The organism is Arthrobacter sp. FW306-1B-F12A, from assembly GCF_058781865.1.
Map to the genome: position 1 here is coordinate 107,232 of NZ_JBYSXD010000005.1, position 17,452 is coordinate 124,683.

The 17,452-nt window shown below is 64.9% G+C and carries 13 protein-coding genes; 1 reads left to right on the forward strand and 12 read right to left on the reverse strand.

Features of this window, described 5'->3' with window-relative positions:
• Positions 1 to 96 precede the first annotated feature (96 nt).
• Entirely contained in the window at positions 97 to 564 is a 468-nt protein-coding gene (locus AC3WJU_RS04500) for a very short patch repair endonuclease (protein ID WP_492259250.1), read from the forward strand.
• On the opposite strand, the gene AC3WJU_RS04505 is transcribed toward AC3WJU_RS04500, so the two are convergent.
• From AC3WJU_RS04505 to speB, 12 genes are all read right to left on the reverse strand, one after another.
• Positions 506 to 742 carry a PLDc N-terminal domain-containing protein gene (locus AC3WJU_RS04505; RefSeq protein WP_284751463.1) on the reverse strand — a complete coding sequence of 79 codons (237 nt, stop codon included), beginning with the start codon at positions 740 to 742 and terminating at the stop codon, positions 506 to 508. The genes AC3WJU_RS04500 and AC3WJU_RS04505 overlap by 59 nt on opposite strands.
• Positions 743 to 835: 93 nt before the next feature.
• On the reverse strand, positions 836 to 2,026 hold the full coding sequence (locus tag AC3WJU_RS04510) for a 5-methylcytosine restriction system specificity protein McrC (protein WP_059388129.1): 1,191 nt from the start codon (positions 2,024 to 2,026) through the stop codon (positions 836 to 838).
• 91 nt (positions 2,027 to 2,117) lie between these two features.
• Complete coding sequence (locus tag AC3WJU_RS04515) at positions 2,118 to 4,352, reverse strand: McrB family protein (RefSeq protein WP_492259251.1); 2,235 nt, start codon at positions 4,350 to 4,352, stop codon at positions 2,118 to 2,120.
• A gap of 143 nt (positions 4,353 to 4,495) precedes the next feature.
• Positions 4,496 to 6,427: a DUF5107 domain-containing protein gene (locus AC3WJU_RS04520; protein WP_492259252.1), complete on the reverse strand. Its 1,932-nt coding sequence runs from the start codon at positions 6,425 to 6,427 to the stop codon at positions 4,496 to 4,498.
• 151 nt (positions 6,428 to 6,578) lie between these two features.
• Entirely contained in the window at positions 6,579 to 7,319 is a 741-nt protein-coding gene (locus AC3WJU_RS04525) for a copper homeostasis protein CutC (protein ID WP_492259253.1), read from the reverse strand.
• Between the two features lie 52 nt (positions 7,320 to 7,371).
• Positions 7,372 to 7,788 carry an acyl-CoA thioesterase gene (locus tag AC3WJU_RS04530; RefSeq protein WP_306962182.1) on the reverse strand — a complete coding sequence of 139 codons (417 nt, stop codon included), beginning with the start codon at positions 7,786 to 7,788 and terminating at the stop codon, positions 7,372 to 7,374.
• A gap of 26 nt (positions 7,789 to 7,814) precedes the next feature.
• Positions 7,815 to 9,911, reverse strand: a complete 2,097-nt coding sequence (locus tag AC3WJU_RS04535) for an ABC transporter ATP-binding protein (protein WP_492259254.1) — start codon at positions 9,909 to 9,911, stop codon at positions 7,815 to 7,817.
• A complete protein-coding gene (locus tag AC3WJU_RS04540; protein ID WP_492259255.1) occupies positions 9,908 to 11,641 on the reverse strand; it encodes an ABC transporter ATP-binding protein in 1,734 nt (577 codons plus the stop codon). Before AC3WJU_RS04540 ends, AC3WJU_RS04535 begins: the two co-directional genes overlap by 4 nt.
• 270 nt (positions 11,642 to 11,911) lie before the next feature.
• Entirely contained in the window at positions 11,912 to 13,951 is a 2,040-nt protein-coding gene (locus AC3WJU_RS04545) for an MFS transporter (RefSeq protein WP_332601664.1), read from the reverse strand.
• Between the two features lie 11 nt (positions 13,952 to 13,962).
• Positions 13,963 to 14,445: a MarR family winged helix-turn-helix transcriptional regulator gene (locus tag AC3WJU_RS04550; protein WP_059388130.1), complete on the reverse strand. Its 483-nt coding sequence runs from the start codon at positions 14,443 to 14,445 to the stop codon at positions 13,963 to 13,965.
• Between the two features lie 179 nt (positions 14,446 to 14,624).
• Positions 14,625 to 16,355: a thiamine pyrophosphate-binding protein gene (locus tag AC3WJU_RS04555; RefSeq protein WP_492259256.1), complete on the reverse strand. Its 1,731-nt coding sequence runs from the start codon at positions 16,353 to 16,355 to the stop codon at positions 14,625 to 14,627.
• Entirely contained in the window at positions 16,352 to 17,425 is a 1,074-nt protein-coding gene (gene speB, locus AC3WJU_RS04560; protein WP_441433336.1) for an agmatinase, read from the reverse strand. The genes AC3WJU_RS04555 and speB overlap by 4 nt, the downstream gene beginning before the upstream one ends.
• Positions 17,426 to 17,452 lie beyond the last annotated feature (27 nt).

The window sequence follows — 17,452 nt, forward strand, 5'->3', positions numbered from 1 at the left end:
GGGTTCTAGTTTTGGGCGCCATACGTGAGCGGGCGTCCACGGAAAAACCCACATACGTGAGCGAGCGTTGGAGGGGGTGCTGCGTAGACTGAGGATATGGGCGAGAGCCGCGACCTGCTGACGCCTGAGCAACGCAGCCTGAACATGTCCAAGATCCGGGGCAAGAACACCAAGCCCGAGCTCTTGGTCCGTCGGCTACTGCATGCCAAGGGTTACCGCTACCGGCTCCATGGCCGGGCTGCGGGCGGGAAATTGCCAGGCAGCCCGGATCTCGTGTTTGCCGGCCGGCGCAAGGTGATTTTCGTGAACGGATGCTTCTGGCACTTCCACGATTGCAAGGCAGGCCAGCACTCACCGACCGGCAACGCGGATTTCTGGGCAGCCAAGCGCAACCGCACCCGGGAGCGCGACGCCGGACAGCGCGAATTGCTGAGGGCCTCGGGATGGGAGGTTCTCACCGTGTGGGAATGCGAACTGCGGGACCGTTCGGCTTTGGAGAGTCAGCTCACGCAGTTCCTCGACGGCGGCCGAACAGGAAGTAGCTCAGCGGCCCAAAGAAATTGATGAAGCTTGCGGCCCGCCATACGGCTTTGTTCCCCCTGATCTGGGCCGCGGGGGTCTTGGAAATGCTGCGCTGTGCCGCGATGAGCAACGCCATCTGTCCCGCACCCACCACAAGCACGCCTACCCGCTGCCCCGGAGTCATGTCCTTCCAGGACTTCTTCTTTTTCTTGCCGTGCATGATGCCTCCATCTGCAGTGACTTGCCCTCTCAGGCTAGTCTGCCGGCCGCCCGGACGGAACAGGACGGAACCGGACGGAACAGGAGCGAGCCCCTATAGCCGAGCCTGGCGCACCACTTCGCCCCAGGACTGCTGGGCCAGGTCCGTGACGGCGGCAAGGATCTCCGCCGGTGGCCGCGACAAGTCCAGCGGGTACTCCACAATGTCGATATCCGTGTTGAGGATCCGTCGCAGCTTCATCTCGCCCTTGCCCGCGTAGACCAGCCACGCCGTGGGCACTTGCAACGCCGTGCAGTAGGCCAGGAGTTGATAGTGGTCCGCGTTGAGCGATGCCCCGGAATCCGTGGCCGAGGCGTATTTCGAGTCGTACACCACCACGGGCCGGCCACCCAGGAAATGCACGGCGTCGGGGCGCACGGTGAGCCGGTCCGAATCCCGCACAGCTTCGTTGAGGGTGGCGCCGTATTGAAGCCGCATTTCACCCGGATGTGCCCGCATGGCCGCCCGCAAAGCCACACCCACGAATTCCTCAAACACAGTGGACATGTCCACTACAAACGAGGCGGTCTGCTGCTTCCCCTCGCCCGCTTCCGCAGAGGCATTCCGCAGGATGAGCTCGGCCAAGCGGAGGACAGGGTGGTAGCGGAGGTTCATCCGGTTGGCCTGCCACTTCGGCAGCGGCGCTCCGGACTGCAGCCGCGTGACGGCGTCGAGCTTTCCCTTAAGCTGCCGCAAGCGGCTCAGGACGTTTTGCCGCACGCCGGGGACCTTGCCCATCCGCTCAAGGGCGGCACGCAGAATGCGGTTCTCGGCAATGTCCTCGGTGAATTCGTCGTAGGAGACTTCCAGCGGTACCAGCATTCCGGGGCGCCGGGAGATCTGGTCCGAGATCCGGATACGGCCCTTGACCGTCCGGAGCGACTCGTCCACAGTGAGATAGCCCTGCAGCGGACCTCGGCTGAGCGCCCGCTCCGCCAACTGGGCGAGGGACTCGGCCAGGGCGCTCCACAGGTCCTTGTGCTCGACGGCGGCCACGGAATCCTCGCGGAATCCTTGGTCCCCGGCGTAGCTGAGGAGGAAGAGGAGCCGACTCAAGCCAAGGCGGTCCTTGGGCCGCACCTCGATTTGGACGGTGGGCGTCCGCACCGACCCCACCTTGCCCACAGGCTCGATGCGGTAGAGCCCCATCCCCATCGGCGAGGCCTTCGCGAGTCCGCTCGAGTTGAGCAGGGCGGCCGTGTCCGGATCAAGCTTATCCACGATGCCACCGGAGAGCTCGTCCATGACGATGTGCCGCACCGCCGGTGCCTTGGTTGAAGCGCGGACCGCAGGCTTTCCGATGCCCGGGGGGCGGGCCGGCCGCGGTGGCGCGGTCTTAGCGGACCGCAAGTCGACCCAACAACTGGTCCAGCCCGAAGCGCTCCTCCAGCTGGGCCCGGTTCAACTGACCGTGGTAGTGCTCTTCCAGGAGTGGCATGAGTTCGTACTTCCAGATCCGGCGCAGCCCTGCGGGGTTCTGGGCCGCGTTCTTCATGAAGTAGGAGGGACCGATCATCAGGTCCCGGTCCCAATCGTCGATGGAGTCGTTCAAGGCGTCAAGCAGGTCCGCGTTGAGGGTGTCCAGGCCGCGGGCCGCGAGGAACCGCCGGAGCGAACCGCGGATCGGTTCCACCTTCGGATGCAACTCCACGAATGCGAAGCGGCGGCGGATGGCCGCGTCCATCATGGCGATGGAGCGGTCCGCCGTGTTCATGGTGCCGATGATGTAGAGGTTGTCCGGCAGGCTGAACGGTTCGTTGGGGCTGTACTGGAGGTAGATGCGGTCGTCACGGTATTCCAACAGGAAGTACAACTCACCGAACACTTTCGCCAGGTTGGCCCGGTTCATCTCGTCGATGATGAGGAAGTACGGCTTGTTGGAGTTCCCGGGCTTCGCTGCTTCTTCCGCGAGTCGACGCAACGGTCCGGCCACCAGCTTGAACGAAACCTGGCCGTCGTCGGTCTTGTCCGGCCGGTACCCCTCGAAGAAGTCCTCATACGCGTAAGACGGGTGGAACTGCACCAGCTTGACGCGCTCATCGGTGCTGTCGCCCGCGAGCTCGGCCGCCAAGTGCTTGGCGAGGTAGGTCTTTCCCGTTCCCGGAGGGCCGTAGAGCACCAATTGGCGGTTCTCCTCCAGGAGTTCGGCGATCTCCTTGAGCGGCTCGAGGTCCATGTGAAGGGACGCCGCGAACTCTTCCGTGAGGGGGCGGAACCCTTCAATCACGGGTTCGACGACGGCGTCCGGGGCGGCGGTTTCCTCGCCGTCGGACTCCGCTTCGGCCGGCAGGAGGGACTGCAGCGACTGGATGACCCTTGTAACGTCCACGACGATCCCCGACGTGGAGAGTTGGCGCTGGACGTGCCGCGGAGCCTCGGCAATCGGGTGGGTCTCATCGAACCAACGCACTTTACGGCGGAGCCGACGGTTGTCCTCATTGTGTTCCGGCTCGCCCAGGACCACTCCGATCCTGATGGCCCCGGAATTCTGGAACAGCGCGAGGTCGCCGGGCTTCATCACGGTCAGGAACGCGAAAACGGCAGTCTTGGTGTCCTCCCGCTCCACGTAGCCGAGGTGCTTGTAGTCCTCGTCCACGGCGTGCTGGACCACCCCGGCCGTCACCCCGGGAGTGAGTTCGCGGAGGTGTTCGACGTCGAGCGTCGCCTTTTCCTCGTCCCGCCACGCGGCGAGGAGCTCGGCGGAGTCCTGGTGCGTGCGCAGCAGCCACGCCCGGCGGCCAGGATCTCCCACTTTGCGCCACTGGCTGACGAGCTGGCGGTCGTACCAATCGATGCGCTGGCCGGCCTGTTCGTCCAGGTGAAGCCGGATGCGGTGGACATCCGCGGTGATGTCGGCTTCCGTTTCGCCGTGGGCACCGCCAACGAGCGAGGCGAAGGCGTCCCTGATTTCGCGCCGCTCAACGTCCGCGACCACGGGCTCGAAGTAACTGGGCCACGCCAAGTATTCGATGCTGCGCCGGATGGCCGGCTGGTCCTCGGGGGTTGCCGCCGCGAGTTCGTGGAATTTCAACGGGTCCTTGAGGGCTTTGTTGATGCTCGCGTTGGACTGGCCATCGACGTGCGCCACGAACCGGCACAACCAGGTCAGGTGGTCCCAGATCGTCCAGTTGAACTCAGCAGTCCTGTCACGGATGACGCCGTGATCGGTCATCCCTTGGTACAGCTCCTTGGGGAGCTCGAGCTCGGGATCGAGCCAGGACGCGGCTTCGGCGACGCGGGCGCGCTTCACCTTGAGCGATTTGACCTCGTGCGCCAGGGGCAGGGACTGCAGGAAGAGAAGCTCGACGGCGAGCAACTTGGCCTCGCGGGAAGCCCCTTCCAGGTTCTGGCGCAGGTTGGTCATCATGGGCGCCTTGGCATCTCCGACGCCGCGTTCCAGGCGCTCCAGGAGCTCGCCGGCGGCGTCCACCGTCCAAGTGCGGGTACTGGCGTCGAGCGCCGAAGCCTTGCCTTGCAGCCCCGGGCCCAGCACGAACCACGCCGCATCTTCGATCTCCTTGGAGATACCGGGGGCACGGGTCAGTGGGGTTTTGGTGGAGGGAGTCACCATGCCAACTTACATGGTTTCTCTTGGTGCTGGCATCAGGAAAGTCGGCACCCCCGCCACAGGCGTCCCGCCTCTCATGTTCTGCCACATGCGTCCCACAACGCGCTTCCCGCCGCATGCGCCCCGGGCCGATGCGCCCGGGAAGTTCAGTGCATCCCGAAGCGATAGCCGGCAGGCACTGGCTCCCCGGGACACACTTCCTGCCACAGCTCGGCGATCCCGTCCTCGCCTTCCCGGATGTCCGGTATTTCGACGCCGTCCCGCAGCATCGCTGCTGCCTCCCGGCCTTGGCCGACACCCGCGAGGGCGAGCGCCGTCAGGAAACGGACGCGTCCGACGTCGGACATTCCGGCAGGTGCCTCGCTCGCCAGGGCGAGTGCTTGGGCGGGGTCTCCGTGCCGGATGCTGAGGGTCATGGCTTCGCTGAGCAAGGGGAGATTGGACGGTTCCAGCCGGCTCGCTGCGGCAAGTTCCGCCAAGCCGTCGTCAGTCTTGTTGGTGGCGAGCAGCGCGAGGGCCCGGCCCCTTGTGGCGAGGACCTTGGAACGGAGCGAGAGGTCCTCGGCAATCAGCGCGGCGCCGTATCCGGCGATCGCACCGGAGAGGTCTTGGCGCGCGTGCTTCATGGTGGCCAGGTGGAACTGTGCCTCCGCTCCGCCATCCTTGGCCAGCAGTTCTTCCCAATCGGCTCCCGCAACGAAGGTCCCGGCGCCCAGGAAGCTGGCCCCGTCCAGCAGGCTGTGCCACGGACCCGTTTCCTCGATGGCCTCAGGGGTTGCGTCGTCCGCGAAGGGAGTGCCGATTTCGTCCAGCCACCCGCGGCCTGAGTGCCGCCGTCGGGCACTTTCCAAAGCACCCCAAGCACTGCCGCGGACCAGCATCTCGTCCGGAGGCAGGGCATAGTTCCGCGAGGCTTCGGCAAGGGCGACTTCGAGCTCCGCGTCCGGGACGAGGTCTTCGAGCCGGGCGCTGGCGTGGGTCACGGCCGCATCCCAATCCTGGCCGTGGGAGGTTGCGGGATCCAGCTTCGCGTTGCCGTAGGCCTCTACCCAACTCCACTCGGCGCCGGCAGGCATGGCCAGATGCTCGAACTGTGTCTGCGCGAGCCCAGCCTGGATCTCCGCGTAGGGGCCAGCGCCCGGGCTGAGCCATTCCTGCCAGCGCTTCCCGCCGTCGCCCTGGCCCCAGACGAACAGCTTCTTGCCCCGCAGGAGGCTCGTGGACAGCATGGCCAGGCCGTCGCCGTCGTGGTCTACCGCGGCGATCCAATGCCGGTGCCCAGGCTGGATGTCGAAGAAGAAATCCGCCGCGTGCGGGCTGTTGACCAGCCAGGTGGCATCCAAACCTTGGTGTTCCGTGGGCCGGACGCGGGCGATGTCGGTGGTGTAATCGCTACCGAAAGCCTCGGAGGCGGGCGCGATCACGCGCGTTTCCGCCGTCTCGGGAACAGCTGCGTTGCTCCACCAGTACATGGGGACCTCGTGGTCATGGGGGTTCCGGATCCGGACCGCCGTGAGGAGGACGTCCGAGTCCTCCGGAAGCCACATGTCCACTTGGAAGACCACTTCGCGGAGGCGTTCGAACTCCCACATGCGCAGAATGTCGTGGCCATCGGGGGACTTGACGATCGCCGTGTGCAGCGGATCGCACGTGGTGGGCGAGTGCCCGCGCGTGCCGATGTTCCATTCGAGCCCGCCGGCGAACCACGCCTTGCGTAGGGCGATGTTGGCGAACTGCAGTGTCCCATGGGTGTGGAGGAGCTGCTTTCCCGAGGCCTTGTCGAAGAGCTCCCAGAGCCGGCCGCCCAAGGTGGGGAGGACAACGGCACGCAGTTTGTTGTTCTCGAGCACGACGGCGGGCACCTCGTGGGCAGTCCGCTCGCGGGAGTAGCCGTCCTGCATCAGGTACGGGAACATGTTCGGCACCTGGCCGTAGCGGGCCGCCGCCCGCAGCTCCTCCGGGACGCCGTCGCCGATTCTGTACGGCTGGTCCAACTCAGCCATGACCACCGGCAGGGGGCTATTGGGACCCAACTCCGCCATGTTCAGGGTGATGGTGGAGAAGCTCACGTTTTGCATCTTTATGACTCCTGGAGGCTATTTTCGATCGCAAGACTTCACCCATCTTTGACCCAAGTCGCCGCTGTGTAAAGGGAGCCACCCAACTAGCTCGCATTTGATGTCGTTTTGAGGGCCCAAAACGACATTAACTGCCAGTCAGTTGGGAATGTCAGCGGGAGGCGGCGCGGGCGGCCCTCACCAGGTCCCGGTTGGTGACCATGTACGCCGTCGGGTCTGCTTCGCCGGGTGTGCCGAAGGAGTCCCCACGGTCCTTCCGCGTGGAAACCGTGGCCTTGGCGGACAAATGGACCGCGCTCAATCCTGCGGCGTGCAGGGCGGGGATATCGTCCAAGACGAGTCCGCCGCCAGCCATGACCTCAAGCCGCCCCGCCGCCCGCTGGACCATGCGCTCGAGGGTCTCGATCCCCGCTCCCACCGTCGCGGCGCCCCCGGAGCTGAGCACCCGCGTGAAACCAAGTTCCACGAGTTGCTCGACGGCGACCGCCGGGTCCGGGGTTTGGTCGATGGCCCGGTGGAAGGTCAGTTGGGCGTCGGGGTTGGTCTCCACGGCTGCGTCGGCAAGCTTTCGCGTGGCTTGGACGTCGATGTCACCGGCGGCCGTGAGGACTCCGATCACCACGCCGTGAGCCCCTTGCCTGAGCAGGAACCGGATCTCGCGGTCCATGGTGTCCAAGTCTGCGTCGGAGTACAGGAAGTCTCCTGGCCGGCTGCGGATCAGCGGGTGGATCGCCAGCCGTCCGTCGGCAGCTTCCTGCGCGGCTTCCATCAGCCCTTGGCTCGGAGTCAGTCCCCCGAGCTCCAAGGCGCTGCAAAGTTCAATCCGGTCCGCGCCTTCTTCAGCGGCAACGGCAGCGCCCTGGGCACCGACGGCGACGATCTCGAGTTTCATGGGAAAACTCTAACGGCCACCGCAGTGCCCAGGGCGCTGCTGCAATGCTTCGCTAGGCCCGATAGGGCTCCAACTGCTCCTTCTGCTCGGGAGTGAGCCTGCGGACACGGCCCGTGGACTCGTTGACGAACGCCAGATGGGTACTCGCGTTGACGCAATCCTGGCCCGTCACGGGATCTTTGATGACGTAGTGCAGGTCAAAACTTGCCCCCTTCACGGCCCCTACCCAGATCTCAACCAGTGCGGGAATGTTCCGGTACTCCAAGGTCCGGACGTACCGGACCTTGTGCTCCACCACGAGGGTCATGACCCCGTCCTCAACGGAGTCGAAAACAGAGACCGGTGGTTCCACTCCGGGGAGTCCGGCACCGCGCGGCGGACCGAAGGCCGCGATGCGGGCCTCTTCGAGCATGCGCACGATCTGGACGTTGTTGATGTGCCCGTACGCGTCCATGTCTCCCCAACGCATGGGTACTTGGACCGTAATTCGCTCGCTCAGCTGTGCACCGCCGTCGAGTCATCCACAACGGTTTCCTCGGCATCCTCACCGGCGAACTGCGACATGTAGAGGCGGTAGTACGCTCCCTGCAATGCGAGCAATTGGTTGTGGTTGCCCTGCTCCACGATGCTGCCGTTTTCCATCACCAGGATGGTGTCGGCGTCGCGGATGGTGGACAAGCGGTGGGCGATGACAAAGCTGGTGCGATCCGTGCGGAGGGCCGCCATGGCCTTCTGCAACAGCAGCTCCGTACGGGTGTCCACGGAGCTTGTGGCCTCGTCCAGGATCAACAGCGAAGGATCGGAAACGAAGGCCCTCGCGATGGTGATCAGCTGCTTCTCGCCCGCACTGACGTTGTTGCCTTCCTCGTCGATGATGGTCTGGTAGCCATCCGGCAGCGCACGCACGAAGCGGTCCACGTAGGTGGCCTTGGCCGCCTCCATGATCTGCTCCTCGGTGGCATCGAGGTTGCCGTACTTGATGTTGTCGTAGATGGTCCCGCCGAACAGCCAAGCGTCCTGCAGCACCATGCCCACTTTGGAGCGAAGCTCGGAACGGCTCAGCTCCTTGATATCCACCTCGTCCAAGGTGATACGGCCCGCATTGAGCTCGTAGAACCGCATGACGAGGTTGACGAGGGTAGTCTTGCCCGCGCCTGTGGGTCCGACAATCGCGACGGTGTGTCCGGGCTCCGCACTGAGGGAAAGGTTCTCGATGAGCGGCTTGTTGGCCACGTAGCTGAAGGAGACGTTCTCGAACTCGACGTGGCCGTCCGTGCGCGGGGGCAGGTGGCGGGCCGCGTTCTCCGGCATTTCCTCATCGGCATCCAGGAACTCAAAAACGCGCTCAGCGGAAGCGACGCCGGACTGGAGCATGTTGGCCATGCCGGCGATCTGGCCGAGCGGCTGGGTGAACTCACGCGAGTACTGGATGAACGCCGTGGCGTCGCCAAGGCTCATGGAACCGGAGGCCACACGCAAGCCACCGACGACGGCGATGCCCACGTAGCTGAGGTAGGAGACGAAGTTCATGGCCGGGAAGATGATGCCGGAAACGAACTGCGCCCCGAACGAGGCCTTGTACAGGGCTTCGTTGCGTTCGTCGAAACGCTCCAGCATGTCCGCGTCACGCCCGAAGACCTTGACGAGCTCGTGACCGGAGAACGATTCCTCGATCTGGCCGTTGAGCGAGCCGGTGTTCTTCCACTGGGCGGCGAACAGCTTCTGGCTCCGCGAGCCAATGACGCCGGCAAGGACGCCGGAGAGCGGCAAGGCGACCAGCGCAATGAGGGCCAGTTGCCAGGACACGATGAACATCATGATGGTGATGCCGAAGACCGTCAGCACCGAGCTGACCAGCTGCGCGAACGCCTGCTGCAGCCCTTGCTGGACATTGTCTACGTCGTTGGTCACGCGGGAGAGGATGTCGCCGCGCTGGCGGGTGTCGAAGTAGTTCAGGGGCAAGCGGTTGAGCTTGGCCTGGACGTCGTTGCGGAGCCGGTTGATGACCTTCATGACGATCTTGTTCAGGATGTAGCCCTGGGCCCACAGGAAGATGTTGGCCACGAAGTACATCAAGAGCACGATCGAGATCAGGAACGTGAGCTTGGAGAAGTTGATCCCGTTGGTGAGCTCCATCTTGGAGACCATGTCAGCGAAGTTGTTCTGGCCGGCTTGGCGGAGGCCCTCGGCGAAGGCCGCTTGGCTCACGCCGGGAGGCAATTGCTTGCCCATGACGCCGCCGAAGATGACGTCCATGGCGCTGCCGAGGAACTTCGGGGCGATGACGTTCAGGACAACCGAGACCACCACGAGGCCGATGACGAAGACGACTCCGGCGGCCTCCGGCTTGAGCAACCCCAGGAGCCGCTTGGCCGACGGTCCGAACGCCTTGGCCTTCTTGGCCGGCAGGTTGCCGAACATGCCGCCGTCGGCTTCGCCCGGGGTGTATTCGGTTTCCTCCATATCGTCATCGTCCACCGCTGTAACGGCACCGGCTGCGTCGGCATCCTTCGCTTCCGCAGCGTCGCGCGCGGCCTTCGCTGCTTCGGCTTTCGCGGCCCAGCCGCGCTTTTGCTGATTCTGTTCGCTCATGCCACTTCCTCCGCGCTCAGCTGGGATTCGACGATCTCCTGGTACGTGGGTGATGTTTCCAGGAGTTCGTCATGGGTGCCGCGGTCGACGATTCTGCCGTTGTCCAGGACCAGGATCTGGTCCGCGTCCGCAATGGTGGAGACGCGCTGGGCCACGATGATGACCGTGGCATCCTGCGTCTTTTCCTTGAGCGCCCTGCGAAGGCGGGCGTCCGTGGCCACATCCAAGGCCGAGAAGGAGTCGTCAAAGAGATAGACCTTGGGCTGCGTCACCAGCGCCCGGGCGATGCAGAGGCGCTGCCTCTGGCCACCGGAGACGTTGGTGCCGCCCTGGGCCACACGACGGTTGAGGCCGGAGGACTTTTCCATGACGAAGTCCTTGGCCTGTGCGGTTTCCAGCGCATCCCAGAGTTCCTGGTCCGTGGCGTCGGTCTTGCCGAAGCGCAGGTTGTGCTCGATGGTTCCGGAGAACAGGTACGGCTTCTGCGGCACGGTGGCCACGCGGCTGGTGATCTCGTCGCGGTCCAGGCTGGTGACTGGAACGCCGTCGAGCAATACATCGCCGGACGCAACGTCGTACAGGCGCGGAAGCAGCGACACCAAGGTGGTCTTGCCCGCGCCGGTGGAGCCGATGATCGCGAGGGTCTGGCCCGGCTCCGCGGTGAAGGAGATGTTGCTCAGCACGGGAGCTTCAGCGCCGGGGTATTTGAAGGTGACATCGCGGAATTCGACGCGACCCTTCTTTTCCGCGGGCGCCACGGGCGCCTTCGGATCGTGGATGGAGGGTTCGACGTCGAGGACCTCGCCGATGCGGTCCGCGCACACGGACGCGCGCGGGATCATCATGGCCATGAAGGTACCCATCATGACGGCCATGAGGATCTGCAGGAGGTACTGCAGGAATGCCGTCAGGGAACCCACCTGCATGTTGCCCGCGTCCACCCTTTGGCCGCCAAACCACAGCACTGCCGCGGTGGAAAGGTGCAGGATCATTCCGATGGCCGGGAACATCAGGACAAACAGGTTGCCGATCTTGACCGAAACCAGGGTGAGGTCCTTGTTGGCATCGCCGAAGTGCTTGGCCTCGTACGGTTCACGAACGAACGCCCGGACCACACGGATGCCGATGATCTGCTCGCGCAGGACACCGTTGATGGCGTCGATCTTCTTCTGCATGGAACGGAAGAGCGGCATGAGCCGGACCACGAGGTAACCAACCACGGCCACGAGGACGGGAACCGAGACCCAGACGAGCCACGAGAGGCTGAGGTCCTCGCGCAAGGCCATGATGATGCCGCCGACGCACATGATGGGCGTGGACACCATGAAGTTCAGGCCCATCAGCATGAGCATCTGGACCTGCTGGACGTCGTTGGTGCCACGGGTGATCAACGTGGGTGCGCCGAAGCTGTTGACGTCCTTGGCCGAGAAGCTGCTGACCTTCCGGAAGACGTCCCTGCGCAAGTCGCGGCCCATGGCCATGGCCACGCGGGATCCGAAATAGACACCGGCAATGGCCGCGACGACCTGGCCGAGCGCGACCGCGAGCATCAGGGCACCGGTTTGCCAGATGTAGTTGGTATCCCCCCGGGACACCCCTTCATCGATGATTTTTGCGTTGAGGCTTGGAAGGTAAAGGGTGGCAATGGTAGACGCCAGCTGGAAGATGATGACGGCTAGTATCTGCGGCAAATACGGCTTGGAGTAGCGCCGTATCAGGGTGACAAGCATGCCCACGGATCCTTAATGAGAGTGCGCGAATGAATTACTGCGAATGACTAAATACTGCGAATGACTAAATACATGGATAGCAGCAGGCGCTGACAGTATTAGTCCCTCAACTCTACGAAATCCGTTGCCCCAGCGAAATATCGATAGCCAAATATCATCCTTGCGGCGTAGCTGAGCCGCTGCAGCGCTTCAAAACTCGCTGCAGCGGCTCCCGTCGCCAGCCTGGCAGGCTCCCGGCCCGCGTCCCGCGGGCGGTGGGGCGGACTCCCCCTAGCCCGCGTGCCGCCCGGTTTCGCCCGCCCGTGAGGCATCACCGGCGAGGAGCAGCAAGGCAGCCCGTTCCTGGCGGCGGCGTTCCCGCTTGAGTTCCTTGCGCAGCGCGGCCAACTCCTCGGCGATCCGCGACTGCTCGACGGCGGTGGCAAGTTGTTCTTGCACGCGTACTTGGAGCTCGCGCTGCGCCTTGCTCAACTGAAGCTGTTGCTCGGCCAGCAACCGTTGGGTGCGGGCCAGCTGGTCCTGGACTTCGCGCAGGCCAGCCGCCGGATCGGGCCGTTCCTGCGTCAGGATGCGGGCGAACTCAAGGTCTAGCTCATCGTGCTCCTTCTCGGCTGCCGCTCGGGCGCGGCTGGCACCCAAGGGGGTGCCGGCGTCGTCGGCTGCTGGGACAAACCCAGCGGATTCGATCACCGGCAGGGTGGAGGTGTCCAGAGTCATCCCGGCCTCGCCGGAAGCGTTTGCCAGCAATTCCCTCTCAGGCGTTGCGTCCACGGTTTTCCGCAGTGGAACTTCCTTGATGAAGAGCACTGCGATGAACGCGACCAGGGCAATCGCCGCGGAGATCATGAAGATCTGGGCGGTGGCATCGCCGTAGGCGGCCCGCATGATGTCGCGGATCGGGGCCGGCAAATCCGTCAGGTCCATGCTCGCATTGCTGGAGCCGCCGCTCACCGGGATGTGTGCCGCCGCGAGGCCTTGGGTGGCAAGGTCCTTGACGTGCGTGGCCATGATGGCACCGAGCACCGAAACACCGATCGCACCGCCGACGGAGCGGAAGAATGCCACGGACGCGCTGGCGGTGCCGATGTCCTGCGCGCGGACGGTGTTCTGGACCGCGAGGACCAGGTTCTGCATGAGCAAGCCAAGGCCCAGCCCGAAAATGGCGGTGTAGCAGCAGGTGATCCACAGTTCGGTGGTGTGGTCGATGGTGCCGGTGAAGGCAAGGCCACCGGCCAGGAACACGGTACCCGCCAGGAGGAAGCGCTTCCACTTTCCGAAGCGGCTGATCAGCTGGCCGGATGCCACCGAGCCCAAGAGGTTGCCCGCAATCATGGGCAGCGTCAGGAGGCCGGCCTCGGTAGGCGTGGCGCCACGGGCTACCTGGAAGTACTGGCCAAGGAACGTGGAGGAGCTGAACATCGCGATACCGACGGCGACGGAGGCCAGGATCGCCAAAGCCGTGGTGCGCTGGGAGATGATCTTCAGCGGAATGATGGGCTGGGCCACCTTGGATTCGACCACTACCAGCAGGGCGAGGAGAAGCACGCCGCCGCCCACCATGAGGGCGGATTGCCAGGAGATCCAGTCGTAATAGTCCGGGTTGCCGGCGAAGGAAACCCAGATCAGGAGCAGGCTCACGCCCGAGGTCAGCAGGATGGAGCCGAGCCAGTCGATCTTGGCGGGGCGCTTGATGTGCTGGATCTTGAGGGTCACCTGGAGCAGGATGAGTGCGACGACGGCGAGCGGCACGCAGACGAAGAACGTCCAGCGCCAGCCGAGCGGGCTGTCAACGATGAAGCCGCCGAGCAGCGGGCCACCTGCGGTACCGACCGCCATGACGGCGCCCATGTAACCCGAGTACTTGCCGCGGTCCCGCGGCGGAATCATGGTGCCGATGATGGCCTGGGCCAAGGCGGTGAGGCCGCCCATCGCGATGCCCTGGATGACGCGGGCGGTGAGCAGGAAGGGAATGCTCGTGGAGAAGCCCGCCATGACCGAGCCGGCCACGAAGACCACGATGCTCAGCTGGACCAGGAGCTTCTTGTCGAAGAGATCGGCGAGCTTGCCCCAGATCGGGGTAGTTGCGGCGTTGGCCAGCAGTGCGGCCGTGATGACCCACGCGAAGTCCGTTTGCGTGCCGTGGAGATCGGACATGATGGTCGGGAGGGCGTTGGCCACGATGGTGCTGCTCAGGATGGCGGTGAAGAATGCCGCGAGGAGGCCCGTCAGGGCCTCCATGATCTGGCGGTGCGTCATGGGCGCGGATGACGCCGGTACCGCCGTCGAACGTTCTTGTATTCGGGTTGCCATTGCTGCTGCTCCTAAGCTGTGTGGTTCAAGTGGTGGGAGCCGGCCGCCGTTGCCCGGACTGAGTGGTTGAGTGATGTGGTCAATTTCTCCAGGACCTGCCCTGCTTCCAAGGCGTCTTCCTCGCTCCACTCCGCGAGGTAGGCCCGCAAATTGAGGCTGCGCTGTTCTTCGAAGTTCCGGACCTTTTCGATGCCGGCTTCGGAGAGGGCCACCAATTGGGCCCTGCCGTCGGCAGGATCGGGACGGCGGACCACCAAACCGAGTTCCTCCAGTTCGGCGATGTGCCTGCTGAGGACCGGTGGGCTGACGCCGAGCCGGGATGCGAGCTTCGTGGCCCGGGACTCCCCCTCGCCGATGAAGCGCATGACGCCTTGCAAGGCGAACCCGACGTCGGCATCCTTCGCGATGTTCGCGGTCACGATGCAACGCAGCACCCGCTGGAGATCGAAAATCTGATGGACGAGTTCGGTTGCTGTGCTGGATGCTACAGCCATGGAAGACACCTCACTTTTGTTTGCCTAAAGCAACTATACGCCTAAATGATTGCTTTGGGAAACTAATGATGTGTGAGATGCGTTAAACACCGAGCGCGAGCTGGCAGTTAATGCCCTCATCTTTCGAAAAATGGGTCATTACCTGCCAGCTCGCGCTGGGGTGTGAAGCGTCTGGGGTGTCAGTCGCCCAAGTGCGTCGGGCCGAACATCTTCAGGAGGGTTTCAACCACGACGACGTTGGGGCCGTCCGCGGCGAAGCCCTCTTTGAGTGCGTCCCCGACGTCCTCCGGGGCCACCCTGCGGGCCGGGACGCCGAAGGCCTCGGCAAGCTTGACGAAGTCCGGGCGGGCGAGCTCGGTGGCCGTGGCCTTGCCGAAGGCGCCCACCATGTATTCGCGCAGGATGCCGTAGCCGCCGTCGTCCACGATCAGCCATGTGACCGGGACGTTGTGCTGCTTGGCCGTGGCCAGCTCGGAGATCGAGTACATGGAGGACCCGTCACCGGAGACGGCCAGCACGCGGCTCGGCTTGCCCACGGTTTCCAGTCCCACGGCACCGCCGATGGCCGCCGGGAAGCCGTAGCCGAGGCCGCCAGCGCCCTGGGCCGAGTGGAACTGGCCCTCGCGGGAATCCCAGCAGCTCCAACCCCAGTACGCGGAAATCGTCATGTCCCAGAAGGTCTGCATGTCCGCCGGAACGGCCTCGCGGATATCGGCCATGAACTTCAGTTCCTTGCCGAGGTCCTGCTCTTCAAGCCGCGCCTTGACCTTGGCGAGGGACTCCTTGACGAGGTCCTCGGGCGTGATGCCGTGCCAATCCGGTGCCGCAGCCGTCGCAGCAAGTGCCTCGTCCAAGGCAGAATCCAAGGCGGCAAGGGCCTGGCCGGCGTCGGCGCGGATGCCCAGGCCGGCCCGGTTGGACTCGAGGACCCGGGGCTCGGCGTCGATCTGGATGATGCGACCGCGCGGCTCGAAGGTGAAGTAGTTGGACGTCACCTCGCCCAGGGAGGAACCAATGACGATCAGCACGTCGGCGTCCTCGAGGACATCCGTCATGTGGCGGTCTTCGATCCAGGACTGCAGGGACAGCTCGTGGGTCCACGGGAACGCTCCGTTGCCACCGGGCGTGCAGATCACCGGGGCGCGGAGTTTCTCGGCGATAGACAGGAGCGACTTTTCGGCCCGGCCGCGGCGCGTGCCGCCGCCGGCGATGATCGCCGGACGCTTCGCCGTCGAGAGCCACTTGACGGCTTCGCGGATCAGCTCGACGCGCGGCGGGTTGTCGGCCGCTTCGGCGAGGGCGTCCTCCACCGGCGGAACCATGATGGGGTCCAGGAGCACGTTCTGCGGAATCTCGATCCACACCGGGCCCTGCGGAGAGGAAATGGCCTCGGTCCAGGCATCCTGGATGGCCGAGGGAATCCCGGACGCGTGCTGGATGAGGCGCTGGCTCTTGGTGACGTTCGCGGCCGAGGCTTTCTGGTCATCGAGCTGGTGGAGCATGCCCTTCCGGCGCGCCCCCAGACCTTCCAACGGGATCTGGCTCGCGACGACGACCATCGGCACGCCGCTCGCGTACGCTTCCTGCAATCCCGCCAGGGACGTCAGCGCCCCCGGACCGGTGGAGAGGAACAGCACCCCGACCTCGCCGGTGGCACGGGAGTACCCGTCCGCGGCGAACGCCGAGTTGTTTTCCACGCGGGAGGACACGAAGTGAAGCTTGCCGCGGCCCATGGCGTCAAACAGGCCCAGGGCGTGCTGGCCGGGGATCCCAAAGACGGTCTTCGCACCGAGCGCCTCGAGGGTCTCGACGACGAGGTCCCCGCCGTTGCGGACAGGCCTGCCAGGGGCCTCCGGCCGCGAGGGGCCCCCGGCCGAGCTTGCGAGGGTGGGGAGCGGCTGGGGATTCACTTGAGGGCCTCCGCAGCGTTGGCGACGAAACCGGCCGGGCGCCGGGATTCCTGGCCAAGCGCCTGGGCAGCGTAGCCATTAAGGGCGCCGTGGCGGCTGCCTTCGACGGCGTTGTCCGCCATGAGGGTGACGAGCTCGTAGGCAACGTGGCTGGCCGCGACGCCCGTGATCTCGGCGTGGTCGTAGGCCGGTGCGACCTCGACGATGTCCGCGCCCACGAGGTTCATGCCGCGGAAGCCACGGATGATTTCGAGGAGCTCGCGGCTGGTGATGCCGCCGGCTTCAGGCGTGCCGGTACCCGGAGCGTGGGCCGGATCGAGGACGTCGATGTCCACCGAAATGTACAGCGGACGGTTGCCGATGCGGTCCCGGATCTTGGCCACGGTTTCGAGGACGCCCTGGTAGTAGACGTCCGCCGAGGTGACGATGCCGAAGCCGAAGCGGTGGTCGTCGTCGAGGTCCTTCTTGCCGTAGAGCGGGCCGCGGGTGCCGACGTGGCTGATGGCCTCGGTGTCCAGGATGCCTTCTTCGACGGCGCGGCGGAACGGGGTGCCGTGGGTGTACTCGGCGCCGAAGTAAGTGTCCCAGGTGTCCAGGTGGGCGTCGAAGTGAAGCATGGCAACGGGCTCGCCGGCGCGTTCGGCGGCGGCGCGGAGCAGCGGCAGGGCGATGGTGTGGTCGCCACCGAGCGTCACGAGCTTGCTTCCATTGGCGGTCAGGTCCAGCGCGTTCTGCTGGATGGTCTCGATAGCCTCGTTGATGTTGAACGGGTTCACGGCCATGTCGCCGGCGTCGGCAACCTGGATGTTCTCAAAGGGGCTGACGTCCCAGGCCGGGTTGTACGGGCGCAGCAAACGGCTGGCTTCACGCACGTGGTTGGCGCCGAAGCGGGCGCCGGGGCGGTAGGAAACACCGGAGTCGAAGGGGACGCCGACCACCGTGACATCGGCCTTGGCAACCTGGTCCAGTCGCGGCAAGCGGGCATAGGTGGCAGCACCGGCATAGCGCGGGATTCGGGCCGAATCAATGGGACCGAGGTTGCCGTTGGCCTCAATACGAAGCTCTTCCAAAATGCGCCACTCCTTTGTGAATAGGTG

Excerpts from the sequence above, each read along its gene's own strand:
- AC3WJU_RS04530 (WP_306962182.1), bottom strand. The coding sequence starts at position 7,788 with ATGCGTTGGGGAGACATGGACGCGTACGGGCACATCAACAACGTCCAG.
- AC3WJU_RS04515 (WP_492259251.1), bottom strand. The coding sequence starts at position 4,352 with ATGGTGACTCCCTCCACCAAAACCCCACTGACCCGTGCCCCCGGTATC.
- AC3WJU_RS04520 (WP_492259252.1), bottom strand. The coding sequence starts at position 6,427 with ATGCAAAACGTGAGCTTCTCCACCATCACCCTGAACATGGCGGAGTTG.
- AC3WJU_RS04535 (WP_492259254.1), bottom strand. The coding sequence starts at position 9,911 with ATGAGCGAACAGAATCAGCAAAAGCGCGGCTGGGCCGCGAAAGCCGAA.
- AC3WJU_RS04545 (WP_332601664.1), bottom strand. The coding sequence starts at position 13,951 with ATGGCAACCCGAATACAAGAACGTTCGACGGCGGTACCGGCGTCATCC.
- AC3WJU_RS04550 (WP_059388130.1), bottom strand. The coding sequence starts at position 14,445 with ATGGCTGTAGCATCCAGCACAGCAACCGAACTCGTCCATCAGATTTTC.
- AC3WJU_RS04525 (WP_492259253.1), bottom strand. The coding sequence starts at position 7,319 with ATGAAACTCGAGATCGTCGCCGTCGGTGCCCAGGGCGCTGCCGTTGCC.
- AC3WJU_RS04510 (WP_059388129.1), bottom strand. The coding sequence starts at position 2,026 with ATGGACGAGCTCTCCGGTGGCATCGTGGATAAGCTTGATCCGGACACG.
- AC3WJU_RS04500 (WP_492259250.1), top strand. The coding sequence starts at position 97 with ATGGGCGAGAGCCGCGACCTGCTGACGCCTGAGCAACGCAGCCTGAAC.
- AC3WJU_RS04540 (WP_492259255.1), bottom strand. The coding sequence starts at position 11,641 with ATGCTTGTCACCCTGATACGGCGCTACTCCAAGCCGTATTTGCCGCAG.
- AC3WJU_RS04505 (WP_284751463.1), bottom strand. The coding sequence starts at position 742 with ATGCACGGCAAGAAAAAGAAGAAGTCCTGGAAGGACATGACTCCGGGG.